We start from the raw sequence: 13,261 nt of genomic DNA on the forward strand, positions 1-13,261 counted from the left end.
GGACGACGTGGATCAGGCGAAGGCGACGACGGCCGCCCGCGATCTCGCGCTGGACTTCTACCGGGTCGTCGCCGTTGTGCTCGTCGTATTCGGGCACTGGCTGGCCGCCGCGCTGACATATCGCAACGGGTACTTCGGCAGGGACAACGCGCTGCTCGAGATCCCGTGGACGCAGTGGTTGACCTGGATCTTCCAGGTGGTGCCGGTGTTCTTCGTGGTGGCGGGATACGCCAGCGCGGTCTCCTGGAACCGCTGGCGCAGCAGCCCCACCGCCGCCCGCGACAGCTGGTTTCGGCACCGGCTGACGCGCATTGCCGGACCGACTGCGGTGTATGTGGCGGTGGTGCTGACGGTAATCGCGGTGCTGCTGCTGTGCGGGGTCGACTCGTCGGCGGTGGCGTTCGGCGGGTGGGCGGTGGCCATGCACCTGTGGTTTCTGGCGGTCTACCTCATCGTGGTGTGGCTGACGCCGGTCCTGGTAGCCGCCCACCGGCGCTGGGGTCTGGCCGTCCCCGCCGCGCTCGCCGTCGGTGTGATCGCTGTCGACGGGCTCAACATCGGGCTCGGACTATCCCATATCGGCTGGCTGAACTACGTCCTGGCCTGGTCGGCGATCTACCAGCTCGGGATCGCCTGGCACGGCGGGCTGTTGCGGGGCTGGCGGCCGGTGGTGCTCGGTGTGTGCTCCGCTGTAGCCCTGGTCCTGCTGGTGACGTGGGGCCCGTACCCGGTGAGCATGATCGGTGTGCCCGGCGACCCGGTGCAGAACACCACCCCACCGTCGGTGGCGTTGTTGGCATTCGGCGCGGCGCAGGCCGGACTGGTGTTCACCTGCGCGGCACCTCTGAATCGCCTTCTCGATTCCGGGCGTAGGCAGCGCTGGCTTGCGCTGGCGAACCAGAACGTCATGTCGCTGTACCTGTGGCACATGGTGCCGGTCATCGTCGTGACACTGGTCGGGTATCCGACCGGCCTGTTGCCGCAACCGCCGCTGGGGTCGGGGACCTGGTGGCTGGCCCGCCTGCAGTGGCTGACCGTCCTGGCGGTCGTCACCGCCGTCGAATTGCTGTTCCTCTGGTGGCGCAGGGCATGGTTCGCGCCCGCCCTCGGCACGGTCGGCGTGCCGCTGCCGACCCGGCTGGCCGAACCGCTGATGCTGTGCGGGGTGGCGGCCACGGCGCTCTCCCTCGGGCTATTCGCCGTAACGGGATTCGCGCCAGGTGGACGCTTTCCCCTATGGACTGCGCTGTTGTTCGCCGCCGGGCTGGCCCTGATCGCGGTGCAGCCGACGCGGCCCCGGGTGCGCTGACGGGCTTTGGGCACCCGCCGAAACAACTGTCAAAGGTGCTGCGCGGCCGACATTGCGCTCGGGATCTCGGGCGGCGCCGCGCTTTTGATTTCGTGGCGGCGCCGCCCGGGGGCGCGATCATCTCCGGTCCGGCGCGCACCGCGCTGACCTCTGGGCATCGCGTTGTTTCAGCGGCGGGTCTCGGCCGTTCCGTGACCGTTCGATGACGCGACGAGTTCGGCGGTGTGCGGCCCGAACTCGTCGGCGATCTCGGTGACGACGTTGGCGGGGAAGCCCCCGCGCCGGGCGTGCTCGCGGATGGTGTCGGCGCTGTCGGTCTCGTGGATGCAGTAGATCTTGTCGCCGGCGACGTAGCTGGTGATCCACCGGTACGGCACGCCGAGCGACTCCACTGTGGCGTTCGACTTCTTCGAGATCTCCGCCAGCTGTGTCTCCGTCAGCTCGGACGCGCCCGGAATGTTCCGTTCGATGATGAATCGTGGCATGGCCTCTCCTTGGTTCGGGTTGGTTCGGGGTTATTCAGGGTGGCCCGCCGCAGAAGCACCGGGCGCAATCCAGCTTCGATTTCCCGAGGAGCGCAGTCATCGGTAGAACTTCCCCATTTCGGTGACACCACTGCGGCCGGATACCCGTGGCAGCCGTATTGCCTGGTGAGAACGGCGTTTTGCCGATAGCATCCGTCCGTGACGCTCACCGAGCGCGAATACGAGTTCGAGCAGCTGATGCTGCGGGCGGCGCAGGCTCGCGGGGGGCGTGGCCGCGCGGTGTTGGTGTGCGGCGAATCCGGTGCGGGCAAGACGGCGTTCGTCGAGGCATTCGTGGAGCGGGTGGGCGCTCACGCCAGCTCGGACGAAGTGCGGGTGCTGTGGGGCGCATGCGACCCGCTGTCGACACCGAGACCGCTGGGGCCGCTGCACGACCTGGCGCACGAGTTCGGCCCGACAACACAGCGGCTACTGGGCGACAGCGACCAGCCGTACGACATCTTCGCCGAAGTGTTCGACGAGCTCCGGCGGCAACCGTCGATTCTGGTCCTCGACGATCTGCATTGGGCCGACCAGGGCACCATCGACCTGTTCCGGTTCCTGCTGCGCCGCGTACCGCAGACGCATCTGCTGGCCATCGGTATCGCGCGCGACGACGAGGTGAGCGTCCTGCATCCGCTACGGAGTCTGCTCGGAGACGTCGCCCGGTCCCCGCATGCGCAGAGCCTGGTTCTGCGCCCGTTGAGCATCGACGCGATCGCGACGATGGTCGGTGACCGCGATGTCGATCCGGCCTGGCTGCATCGGGTGACCGGGGGCAACGCGTTCTTCGTCTGCGAGATGCTCGACCACGGCGGCGCGGACCTGCCCAGCACCGTGCGCGACGCCATCCTGGCCCGCACCGCCGACCTCGAAGTCGCGGCATGGGATCTGCTCAACCTGCTCACCTGCGCGCCGGGAGCCATCCCCGATCACCTACTGACCGAACTCGGCGTCACCCTGCCCGCATTGCGGGCCCTCGACGAGGCCAAGCTGATCAAGCGCGACGCCCGCGGGGTCGCTTTCCGCCACGACCTGTGCCGGCTGGCCATCAGCAGCGTCATCCCGCCAGGCGCCGAGCCAGGTCTGCACCGCCGGTTCATCGACGCCCACCGCTCGGCGTCTCACGAGGATCCCGCGGTGCTCTGTCACCATGCGCTCGGCGCGGGTGACAAGGCGCTCATCACCGCCGCGAGCATCGCAGCGGGCGAGGCGGCGGCGCGATCCGGCGCCCATACCCAGGCCACCGAGTTCTTCGAGATCGCGCTGGGGCGGGGCGGGGCGCTGACCGGGGCGGCCGAAGCCGAACTGTTGGAGTCGCTGGCCAGCCAGTACTACCTCACCGACCGCCTCGACGATGCGATCGGCGCGTGCCGCCGCGCCATGCGGATCCGTCAGGATACGAACACACCCGTCGCCGTCGGCGCCAACCAGCATTCGCTCGCCGTGTACGAGTGGTACAACGGCAACCGCGCCATCGCCGACAGACATGTTGCCGACGCCATCGCAACGCTCGAAGACGTTGCCGCGCAGCATGATCCGTCACGACTCACGCAGCTGGGGCACGCCTTCGCGATGCAAGCCTTCCTCGCCGTGCAGTCGACGCACGTGGAGGCGGCAACGCGGATGCTTGTCCGCGCCCGCGAAATCGCCCGCGAGGCAGGCGATCCGGATCTGTCGGTGCACGTGCGACTGATCGGGTATTTCTGCGACATCCTCGCCGGCGATGACGCGGCGCGCGACCGGATACTGGCGGTGCTGGCGACGGGTCCCAAACACATCGACGAGGTGTACTCGACCGGCTATACCAACCTGAGCTACCTGGACGTGGAACAGCGTCGACTCGGTTTGGCGTCCGACTTCCTGGACACCAGCATTCCGCTGATGATCGAGCACGACCTTCCGATCTGCAAGATGGTCCAACTGGGTTCGCGCAGCCGCCTGAAGATGCTCGTCGGTGACTGGGACGATGCGCTCACCGACGCCGATTTGGTGCTCGACAGCCCCAGCGCGCCGCTGGCCCGCACCTGGCCGCTGCTGATTCGCGGTGTGGTGTCTCTGCGCCGAAACGGCGACGACGCAGGCGTCATCGACGATGCGTGGCGACTCGCCTGCCGTTTCGGCGAGCGCGTGAGGATGCTGCCGGTGGCGGCAGCAATCATCGAACGAGCCTGGCTGACCGGCATTGCCGACCCGCGCATCGACCAGTGCCGGACGCTGCTCGACAGCCCACCAGTGACCGGGCTGGAGTGGGCACGCGGAGAGTTGGCGATGTGGTTGCGCCGATCCGGCCCGGCGGAGACTGTAGTCATCGGCAAGAGCATCGAGCCGGACACGCTCGCGGAGCCTTACCGACTGCTTTTCGACGGACGGTTCGAGGCGGCCGCCGATGCGTTCCACTGCCTGTCGACCCCGTACGACGCCGCCCTCGCCCTGGTCGATTCGGGCGACCCTAATCTGGCTCGCCGCGCACTCGATGTGCTCGACCGTCTCGGCGCCGACGCCGTGGCCGCCAAGGTACGCCTCGACCTACGCTCGCGTGGAGTGCGGACGGTGCCCGCCCCGCGCCGCGGCACGACGCTTGCGAATCCGGCGGGTCTGACGACGCGCCAGGTCGAAGTGCTGCGTCTGCTCGAAGACGGCCTGACCAACGCGGAACTGGCCGAACGGCTGTTCATCTCGGTCAAAACCGTGGACCACCACGTTTCGGCGATCCTGACCAAACTCGACGTGACAAGGCGTCGTGACGCGGTCCGTCGCGCCAGGGAAGTCGGCCTGCTCGCCTGACGGTTCCCCATGGGTGACGTGTGCGTCGGCAATATGGGGATCACTTCCCGATGTTGACGATCCCCCGATCGCGGATCGTTGCCTCAGTACGCATCAGTCGAATCGAGGAGCACATCACCATGACCGTGACCGCCCCCGCGCCGTCTTCGATCGGGCAGGATGCCGACCGACAGCTCAAGGCCAAACACCGGGCCCTGTGGGCGTCGGGGGACTACCCTGCCGTGGCCGCGGAGCTGATCCCCGCGCTCGGCCCGCGCCTCGTTCAGGCCTGTGACATCGGCCCCGGACAACGGGTCCTCGACGTCGCGGCCGGCTCGGGTAACGCGGCCATCCCGGCCGCCGCCGCCGGCGCCACCGTCACCGCCAGTGACCTCACCCCCGAGTTGTTCGAGCCCGGACGCGCGATTGCGGCGCAACGCGGCGTGGACCTGGAGTGGGTCGAAGGCGATGCGGAAGCACTGCCCTTCGGCGACGGCAGCTTCGACGTGGTTGTCTCATGCGTGGGAGCGATGTTCGCCCCGCACCATCAGGCGGCCGCCGACGAGCTCATCCGGGTGACTCGTCCCGGCGGAACGATCGGGATGATCAACTGGACGCCAGGCGGATTCATCGGCCGGCTCTTCGCCACACTGAAGCCCTACGCACCCACACCCCCGGTCGGCGCGAGCCCTCCCCCGCTGTGGGGCGACGAGAACCATGTGCGGAACCTGTTCGGAGACACGGTCGCCGGACTTCGGACCCGGCGCGAGACCGTGCTGATCGACCATTGCGCAAGTCCGCTCGAATTCCGCGAGTACTGGAAGCGCACCTACGGTCCCGTCATCGCCACATACCGGTTCAACGCGGACCGACCCGAGCGGCTGGCGGCGCTGGACCGCGACTTCTTGGAACTGCTGGAAAGCTGGAATCGGGCGACCGAACCGGGCCGCACCGCATACCCCGCCGAATACCTTCTGGTCACTGCCACCAAGCTCCTGCGGCCGAGCGTCGCAGATCTGACCAACGTCGGGACGAGGCTCTACTCCTTCGCGACTACTTCGCGGCGTTGAGGCCGTCGAGTGCGTGCTCGGCGCCGCGGTTCAGCGGGACGGGGTCGGTGTCACGCGCGTTGTCGAGGCTGATCCCCTTCGCCGCTCCCACCACCTGTTCGAGCTCGGCCTTGCGCTCGAAAAGCGTCTTGGTGAGCACGCACGCGAGGTTGGCGTCGAGATCGTCGCGGACCAACAACACATTCGGCACCACGATGGTCTTCACGTCGGCAGGCAACCCGTAGGTGGCGGCTGGGATGACACCCTCCTCATACGCCGGGCTGACCTCCTGCATCTTTGCCAGTTGCGGCGTGATGTCGATGAACACGACATCGTCACGCGCGGTGGTGATCAGATCGGTGATCCCCGGCGTCGGCAGGCCGCCGGACCAGAACAGTGCGTCGATGCCTCCGTCCTTCATTCCGTCCACGGTCTTGGTGAGGTCGAGCCGCTGCGCGGCGACGTCGGAGTTTGGGTCCAGGCCGGCGGACTCCAGAAGGCGGTTGGCGATGACCTCGGTGCCGGAGCCGGGTGACCCTGTGGAGATTCGCTTGCCGCGCATATCCTCGATCGAGGTGATACCACTGCCGGTTCGGGCGATCACCTGGGTGTAGTTGGGGTAGATCCGCGAAAGGGCCTGCACGGGTTGCTTGTTCCCGTCGAAACTCGCCTTGCCCTCGACAGCGTCGGCCGCGCTGTCGGCCAGGGAGAAGGCGACCTGATACGTGCCCGCCACGAGTTGCTGGATGTTCTGCACCGATGCCCCGGTCTCGGCGGCCGTGGCCTTGACCCTTCCGTCGGTCGCTGTCGAGATCTGTTCCGCGAACGCGTTTCCGAGCGAGAAGTACACCCCGGTGGCGTTGCCTGTCGCAATACTCACCCGGGTGTCTGCGCCCACCTCACAGGTGACCTCGCCGCCTGAATCCGCCGTCGGCGCGTCCTGCCTGCCGCCGCAACCGGTGGCGGTCGCCCCGGTGAGGACAACCGCGGCAAGCCCCGCGAGAGCCGTGGCCACAGTCCTCATGCTTGTCTCCTCTTGTCGATGATGGTCAGCGCGACCGCGATGAGCAGGCACGCGGATCCCGCCACGATGGTGGCGGGGTCCAGGAACAACAGCAGCAGGGCGGCAGCAGCGGCGAGCAGCCGCGGAATGACCGGGGCCGCACCGGCACCCAGCACCCAGCCGCCCAGCGCGAAGGACAGTGCCGCGATGCCTGCGCAGGCGGCCGCGGCGGCCCAGAGCACGCCGACGGCGGGTCCCCGCGCGAGCAGGTACTCGCCGGGGGTGGTCAGCACGAACGCGATGGGCACCAGAAACGCCGGTGCGGCGTACCGCAGCGCCTGCCACATCGTCGAGATCGCCCGTCCCCCGGTGACTGCCGACGCACCGACGGCGGCCAACGCGGTGGGCGGCGTCACCTCCGAGAGCACCGAGTAGTAGAAGACGAACATGGCGGCGGCAGGTGCGGGCACACCCAACGCCAGCAGCGCGGGACCGATGATGACCCAGCCGATGACGAATGATGCTGTCACCGGGATCGCGAGTCCCAGCAGGGCCAGCGCCACCGCGGCGAACACCGCGGTCAACGCGAGCATGGCCGTGCGGTTGTCGGTGAGTGCGTCGACCCCGCCGACGAGGACCGACGAGAACTGCGCGCCCAGACCGGTCTTGGTGGTCATGGCGGTGATCACCCCCGCCGCCGCGCAGACCGCCACCACGGGCAGCACACCACGGACGCCGGCACTGAGCGCATCGAACACCCGCCGCGGCGTCAGCCGGTACCGGCTGTCCAGGAACGACAACACAAACGCCAGCGCGGTGGCGTAGACGACGGCGCGTGTCGCGGACATTCCGATGGCCAGCAGCACGACAATCGCGATCAGCGACGAGAAGTGATAGCCGAAGCGGCCCAGCAGCTTCCAGGGTGAACCCGTGTCGAGGGCCGCCGGTCTCATCCCGTGCTTGCGGGCGTCGATCTCGACGGCGAGCAGGATCCCGAGGTAGTACAGGACGGTCGGGATCATCGCCCAGCCGAGCACGGTGAGGTAGGAGACCTCGAGGTATTCGGCGACGATGAACGCGGCCGCGCCGAGGGTGGGCGGCGACAGCAGCGCTCCGACACCGGCCGCCGCGAGGACGCCGCCGGCACGCTCGGGCGTGTAGCCGGCCTGCCGCATGATCGGCCAGGTGACCGCGCCGACGCTGACGGCGGTGGCCGTCCCCGAGCCCGACACCGTGCCGAGCAGGAATCCCGATGCGACCGCCGTCCGGCCTGCGGCGCTGCGCGAGCGGCGGAAGGCCGACACCGACAAGTCGACGAAGAAACGTGCGCCGCCCGATAATTCGAGGACGGCACCGTAGATGGTGAACAGCACGATGTAGGTGGCCGCGACGTCGAGCGGGGTCCCGAAGAAGCCACTGCCCGAGTTGTACAGCGCATCGACGATCTGACCGAAGTCCAGCCCGGAATGCGCGATGGCCCAACTCTGGGGCAGCAGCCCGCCATAGTAGCCGTAGGCGAGGAAGAATCCGCACACGATGGGCAGGGCCCACCCCGTCGTGCGCCGGCACGCCTCGAGGATGAGCAACAGCAGCAGCGCCCCCATCGCCACGTCGACGGGGTCGAGCAGGCCCTGCCGGTCGAGGAAGGCGTTGTACCCGCCGCCGCCGGACCCGATGTGCACCGGCAGAATCGGGTAGAGGCAGACCAGCAGGGTGATCGCCGCCAACGGCCAGTCGAGGATTCCCGGCCGGTCGACGGGATCGAGGCGGCTCAGTCCGGACCGGTAGACCAGGAACACCAGCGGCAGCGAGCCGGCCAGGAACACGATGAGGTAGTACTGGCTGCCCTGCGACAGCGGGCGGAAGACCTGCCAGATCGCCAGCACCCCGACGGCGAAGGCGACGACGGCGACCAGACGTCCGGGCCAACCGCGCAGCTCACGACCAGGTCGCTCTTGATCGTCGACCTGCGGTACCGGCGCGGCCGCCGAAGGCTCACCGCCGGTCGCGCGCGTGACGACCTCGGTCGGCGAGTCGCCGGGATCCGTCGACGAGGTGCGAGTCATAGGTGTTCCCACGTTAAGCCGCAGCGGAATCGCTCGCGGCGGATTGCGGACTTCCACCGAGGTCGGCGGTGCCCGTCGACGTGTTGCGGGCGCAACGTGAGGCGGATGCCTCATGCGCGGGACGGTCGTCCGGTCCACCATTCCCTATACGCATTGTCGGCACCGCACGCCGGGCAGCTCCGGCGATTCGGTGATGGAAAACGTTGGGAGACAGCCATGATCACGGTCGACGAACTGGTAAGGATTCCGCTCTTCGCTGAGCTCGAGGACAAAGCGCTGGAGTACCTCGCCGGCGAGGTGGAGGACATCCGCCTCACACCCGGGGAGTACGTGGCCCACGAGAGCGATGTGCGGGCGTTGGCCGTGGTGGTCGAGGGCAAGACCGAGCTGACGAAACTCGTGAACGGCGTGGAACGCGTGATCGGCGTCCGGCTTCCCGGGGAAATCGGAGGGGAGGTCCCGATGACGCTGGGTACGCCCCTGCCCGCCAGCATGCGGGCGGTCGAGCCGTCCCGGGTGCTGAAGCTGAGCGCCGAGGTGTTCCACACGCTCGCCGCCATGGCCCCCGAGGTCTCCGCGGCGGTCGGCGCAGCCACGTTGGAGCGCATCGACATGCTCAGAACCGCAACCGCGCGGCCGCTCGAGCCAGCGATGGCCGTCATCGGCCCGCGCATCGACCCGGGCGTTCATCGGTGCGGCAACTTCCTCTACCGCAACCAGATCCCCTACGAACGCCTTGACCCCGACGACCCCCGCGCCCTTGCGCACACCGGGGGCGAACCGGTGACGGCCGGCCACTACCCGATGGTGCGGCTGCCCGACGGCACTGCGCTGACCAATCCGTCGATGCGCGTCGTCGCCACCGTTGCCGGACTGACGGTCACGCCGGGCCGCGCACACTATGACGTGGTGATCGTGGGCGGCGGGCCGGCAGGCCTGACGGCGGCGGTCAATGCTGCGTCCGAGGGCCTGAGGACCGCTCTCATCGAGTCCTTCGCGCCCGGCGGCCAGGCAGGCACTTCGACCCGGATCGAGAACTACACCGGCTTCCCATACGGCGTGTCCGGGGACGAGCTGGCGAGCCGGGCCCTCCAACAGGCGCGGCGGCTGGGCGCTGAGATCGTCGTGACGCGCAGGGTCGAACACGTCGACCCCGGCGAAATGACCGTCACGCTGGACGGCGGCGACGTTCTGCGGACGAGGTCGATCGTTCTCGCGATGGGAGTCCAGTGGCGGCGTCTCGACATCGATTCGATCGATCGGTTCGTCGGCTCCGGCGTCTACTACGGAGCGGCCCGCAGCGACGCCGGCCTGGCGCAGGGAAACGATGTGTTTCTCGTCGGGGCAGGCAACTCCGCCGGACAGGCCGCCCTGTTCTTCTCCAACCACGCCCGATCGGTCACCGTTCTCGCGCGGGGCGAGTCACTGGCCGAGAGCATGTCGGCGTATCTCATCGAGCGGATCGCGACGAAGGCGAACATCCGGGTGGAGACGCGATCCGAGGTGGTCGGCGTGTACGGAGCCGACCACCTCGAGTCGATCGAGGTCATCGATCAAACGACCGGCACGACATCCCGACGGGATGCTCGTGCGTTGTTCGTCCTCATCGGGGCCGAAGCGACGACGGACTGGCTTCCGCCGGAGATCGCGCGCGACAGACACGGATTCGTGCTGACCGGACCCGACGCGATGAAGACGGGCGGATGGGAGGCGGACCGCGAGCCGTTGGCTCTGGAAACGAGCGCCCCCGGCGTCTTCGCCGTCGGGGATATCCGCTCCGGCTCGGTGAAGCGTGTCGCGGCATCCGTCGGTGAGGGCGGTGTGGCGATCGCCCTCATACATCGCTACTTCCAGCTCGCCGCCCGGCCATGATCGATCCGCCGCTCGCAACCAACCTCGCCGAAGCACTGTCCGCCAGCGGGCTCAGCGCAACACGGCCGGGATGCACACTCGACCGACACGCGGACTTCGGCGATCATGCGGCGCGTTCTTGCGCGCCGACCGTCGTCACTGCCGGCCGATGAACCCGCCCGCGCCAAGAGAACCGAGTACAGGGGCCGTAGCCGCCATGCGGCGTGGAAGCGGGTACCAGCGATCCAAGTCGAGCTGGCATGTCCAGTTCGCACAGCAGAACGTCCCTTATCGCGCCCAGGAACAGCAGATGCGTCAGGAAAGATGCCGAGAATGACGTCAAATACATTGTGGCAAAACGCGTCTGGACGGAAGTGACCGAACCACCGTCGGGACGTAGGGCACGCACAGGTGGTCGCCGCCAGCGAGGTATCCAGGCCGTTCACTATCCAGCCACCAGGTTCACTTCGCGGCCGGGCATTGCGTGATGAGTGCGTGCGCGGTATCCATCGCGGTCGTGCCGCTGCCGATGATCCCCATCGGCGTGTCGCTCTCCGGCATGTCACCACTTCGAATTTCGCAGTGGTCCGGAGACACCGACAGCACCCGCGTGCTGGAAATCTCGAGCGGGTCGTTGGGTGCACGTCTCAGGCCGTCTGCATTGTCAGTCGCTTCGTCTCGACCACCATGGGCAGTGGTCGGTGTGCTCGAGCACTTCGCCTTTGGGTTGCCGAGTACGACGGATCCTGGCCGAGAGTCCACCCGATGTTCCCCACGGTGAAAAGGCCATTCGGCAGGTGCAATCGGACGTAGTCGTACGTGTCGACCCACGTGCCGCCGACGCACTCCCGACGGTCGACCAGGATGAACTTCTGATCGCGCCATAGGTATTGGCTGGCCGCGAACGGGGCGTTGAGTTCCGGCGATGCCCGCTCCGACGATGCAGACGTCGCAGCGTTCGACTCCTCCATCTGCATGACGCCCATGACGATCTTGAGGGCAGTGCCCTCCCGGACCGTTGCTGTCGAGGCGCGGGAAGGGCCGTGCAGATTCACGCCCTGGATCGTGGCCCTGACCTAGGATCGTGCCCGTGGGGCTGAGTCGCACGACGGTGACCTTCGCCTTCGCTTTCACCGTCATGGCCGATCCGGTCTCTTCGGTCGCTTACGCGATCGAAGCCGCTTTGCGGTCGCTTCACGGCCACCTCAGCAGCCTCGCCCCTGCCATGGTGGCGGTCATCGCGATCATCGCCGTCATCTCGGCGACCTATCACGAGCTGATCGGACGATTCCCGAGTGGGGGCGGCGGACCGGAGGGGATTGCCCATGCCTTTGGCGAGGGGTGGGCGTTCATCCCCCTGGGCGCGCTGCTGGTTGACTTCACGCTCACGGTGGCGGTCAGCTGCGCGGCCGGGGCATCGGCGTTGATCGCGTACAGGCCGCAGTTGGAGCCGTGGCGGACTCCGCTTGGACTGGCCCTTGTTGTGCTGGTCGCGGCCGGTGTTCTGCTCGGCCAGGCCGGCCGGGTTGTCTTTGCCGTCGCCACTGTCGCGTTCATTGTGTTGTCGGTCTGCGTGATCGTCGCCGGGCTCATCCATTGGCCCGGTGCGACCGTGGCCGGGAGCCATGCAACCCGTGCCGGGACACCGCTGCTGGACGGTGCCGGACTGGGCCCGGCACTGCTTGCTGTCCCCCTTGGCATGGCGTTGGCCACTGGCGTCGAGGCCCCGTCGAATGCGATTGCCCAACTGCCGCAACTGAGCGACCACGGGAGGCGACGGCTCGGGCGCCTGACGCTCTGGTTGATGGTCGGGATCGTCGGCACGTTGACGATTGCCTTCGCGGTGCTCGCCGTTTACCTCGGCATGGATCTCCCATCCGAAACCTCCACTCTGATCGCCGAAGTGGCTCGGTCCGCCACCGGGGGTGGACCGTTGTTCGTCGCCTTCCAGGCCAGCAGTGCCCTGCTTCTGCTGTCTGCCGCGGCCTCGTCCTATCTGGCGGGTTCGGGCGTCCTGAAGGCCTTGGCGACGATCGGCAGGGACGGAGAAGGTTTGGTGCCAAGCCGTTTCGGGCGCATCAATCGCTTTCTGATACCAGAGTGGGGCGTGGCACTGGTGCTGATTGCCGCGGCGATGCTCGTCGCCGCCGGCGGGCGCGAGCAGCGCCTCGTCGGGTTCTACGCGGTGGCCGTCTTCGCGAGCTTTCTGGCCGCGACCATCGCCTGCGCGCGTCTTTCTTATCGCGACCGCCGGCCTGCAGCCCTGATACTCAACATCATCGGTGCGGTCCTGGTGGCAATAATCCTCGTCGTCAACGCGACTCGCGTCGACGGGTTGATCGCATTGCTCGCCGCTGCCGCCGTGGCCACCTATCTGTGGAGGATGTGGGTGCTGCGCGGCCGACCTCGGGGGGTCGCGGCGGCGGGCGCCCAATAGGGGGGCGCAGACTCGACGCTTCGTCGACCATGCACGAGAAGACTTGCAGCCAAACAATGCTCAATCGCAGAGGCAGACGAGAAAAACGTCCGTTCGAGCGCGCCGGGCAACCCGACATTGCCCCGCATCCCCGATTTGCGGCGCGATCGGATCGTGAAGGCCCACCCCAGAACCAGAGTTCGACCCGCTGAACCCGCACAGCAGCCCCGGGAAATCCTTCTCGGAAACGAGGTCTAAAGTCCAGCCCAATACAGGG

At 67.8% G+C, this 13,261-nt stretch carries 9 protein-coding genes; 5 read left to right on the forward strand and 4 right to left on the reverse strand.

The genetic code is table 11. From position 1 onward, the window contains the following. The first annotated feature begins 7 nt into the window (after nucleotides 1–7). On the forward strand, nucleotides 8–1,309 hold the full coding sequence (locus ADBZ6K_RS07890) for an acyltransferase family protein (protein ID WP_526345325.1): 1,302 nt from the start codon (nucleotides 8–10) through the stop codon (nucleotides 1,307–1,309). A gap of 167 nt (nucleotides 1,310–1,476) precedes the next feature. Here the strand turns inward: ADBZ6K_RS07890 and ADBZ6K_RS07895 are convergent, their stop codons facing one another. Further along, nucleotides 1,477–1,794 (reverse strand): nickel-binding protein, encoded by a 318-nt coding sequence (locus tag ADBZ6K_RS07895; RefSeq protein WP_526345326.1) that lies wholly within the window; start codon nucleotides 1,792–1,794, stop codon nucleotides 1,477–1,479. Between the two features lie 198 nt (nucleotides 1,795–1,992). Here ADBZ6K_RS07895 and ADBZ6K_RS07900 point away from each other — a divergent pair, with 198 nt between their 5' ends. After that, a complete protein-coding gene (locus ADBZ6K_RS07900) occupies nucleotides 1,993–4,620 on the forward strand; it encodes an ATP-binding protein (RefSeq protein ID WP_526345327.1) in 2,628 nt (875 codons plus the stop codon). A gap of 119 nt (nucleotides 4,621–4,739) precedes the next feature. Continuing rightward, on the forward strand, nucleotides 4,740–5,669 hold the full coding sequence (locus tag ADBZ6K_RS07905) for a methyltransferase domain-containing protein (RefSeq protein ID WP_526345328.1): 930 nt from the start codon (nucleotides 4,740–4,742) through the stop codon (nucleotides 5,667–5,669). Here the strand turns inward: ADBZ6K_RS07905 and ADBZ6K_RS07910 are convergent. Both ADBZ6K_RS07910 and ADBZ6K_RS07915 read right to left on the reverse strand, forming a co-directional pair. Next, on the reverse strand, nucleotides 5,653–6,672 hold the full coding sequence (locus ADBZ6K_RS07910; RefSeq protein WP_526345329.1) for a TAXI family TRAP transporter solute-binding subunit: 1,020 nt from the start codon (nucleotides 6,670–6,672) through the stop codon (nucleotides 5,653–5,655). The two genes, ADBZ6K_RS07905 and ADBZ6K_RS07910, sit on opposite strands and share 17 nt — an antisense overlap. After that, entirely contained in the window at nucleotides 6,669–8,717 is a 2,049-nt protein-coding gene (locus ADBZ6K_RS07915; RefSeq protein WP_526345330.1) for a TRAP transporter permease, read from the reverse strand. The genes ADBZ6K_RS07910 and ADBZ6K_RS07915 overlap by 4 nt, the downstream gene beginning before the upstream one ends. Nucleotides 8,718–8,933: 216 nt before the next feature. On the opposite strand from ADBZ6K_RS07915, the gene ADBZ6K_RS07920 reads away from it, so the two are divergent. Continuing rightward, entirely contained in the window at nucleotides 8,934–10,589 is a 1,656-nt protein-coding gene (locus tag ADBZ6K_RS07920) for an FAD-dependent oxidoreductase (protein ID WP_526345331.1), read from the forward strand. Between the two features lie 626 nt (nucleotides 10,590–11,215). Here the strand turns inward: ADBZ6K_RS07920 and ADBZ6K_RS07925 are convergent. Then, the gene (locus tag ADBZ6K_RS07925; RefSeq protein WP_526345332.1) at nucleotides 11,216–11,623 is read right to left on the reverse strand and encodes a hypothetical protein; all 408 of its coding nucleotides are present in this window, start codon (nucleotides 11,621–11,623) and stop codon (nucleotides 11,216–11,218) included. A gap of 35 nt (nucleotides 11,624–11,658) precedes the next feature. Between ADBZ6K_RS07925 and ADBZ6K_RS07930 the strand changes: the two genes are divergently transcribed. Next, nucleotides 11,659–13,005: an amino acid permease gene (locus tag ADBZ6K_RS07930; RefSeq protein ID WP_526345333.1), complete on the forward strand. Its 1,347-nt coding sequence runs from the start codon at nucleotides 11,659–11,661 to the stop codon at nucleotides 13,003–13,005. Nucleotides 13,006–13,261 lie beyond the last annotated feature (256 nt).

Origin of the sequence: Mycobacterium sp., from assembly GCF_044223235.1 — a bacterium.
Classification (GTDB): Bacteria; Actinomycetota; Actinomycetes; order Mycobacteriales; family Mycobacteriaceae; genus Mycobacterium.

Bases quoted from the DNA above. Each gene is read 5' to 3' on its own strand.
- ADBZ6K_RS07895 (WP_526345326.1), bottom strand. From the start codon at position 1,794: ATGCCACGATTCATCATCGAACGGAACATTCCGGGCGCGTCCGAGCTG.
- ADBZ6K_RS07905 (WP_526345328.1), top strand. From the start codon at position 4,740: ATGACCGTGACCGCCCCCGCGCCGTCTTCGATCGGGCAGGATGCCGAC.
- ADBZ6K_RS07910 (WP_526345329.1), bottom strand. From the start codon at position 6,672: ATGAGGACTGTGGCCACGGCTCTCGCGGGGCTTGCCGCGGTTGTCCTC.
- ADBZ6K_RS07915 (WP_526345330.1), bottom strand. From the start codon at position 8,717: ATGACTCGCACCTCGTCGACGGATCCCGGCGACTCGCCGACCGAGGTC.
- ADBZ6K_RS07920 (WP_526345331.1), top strand. From the start codon at position 8,934: ATGATCACGGTCGACGAACTGGTAAGGATTCCGCTCTTCGCTGAGCTC.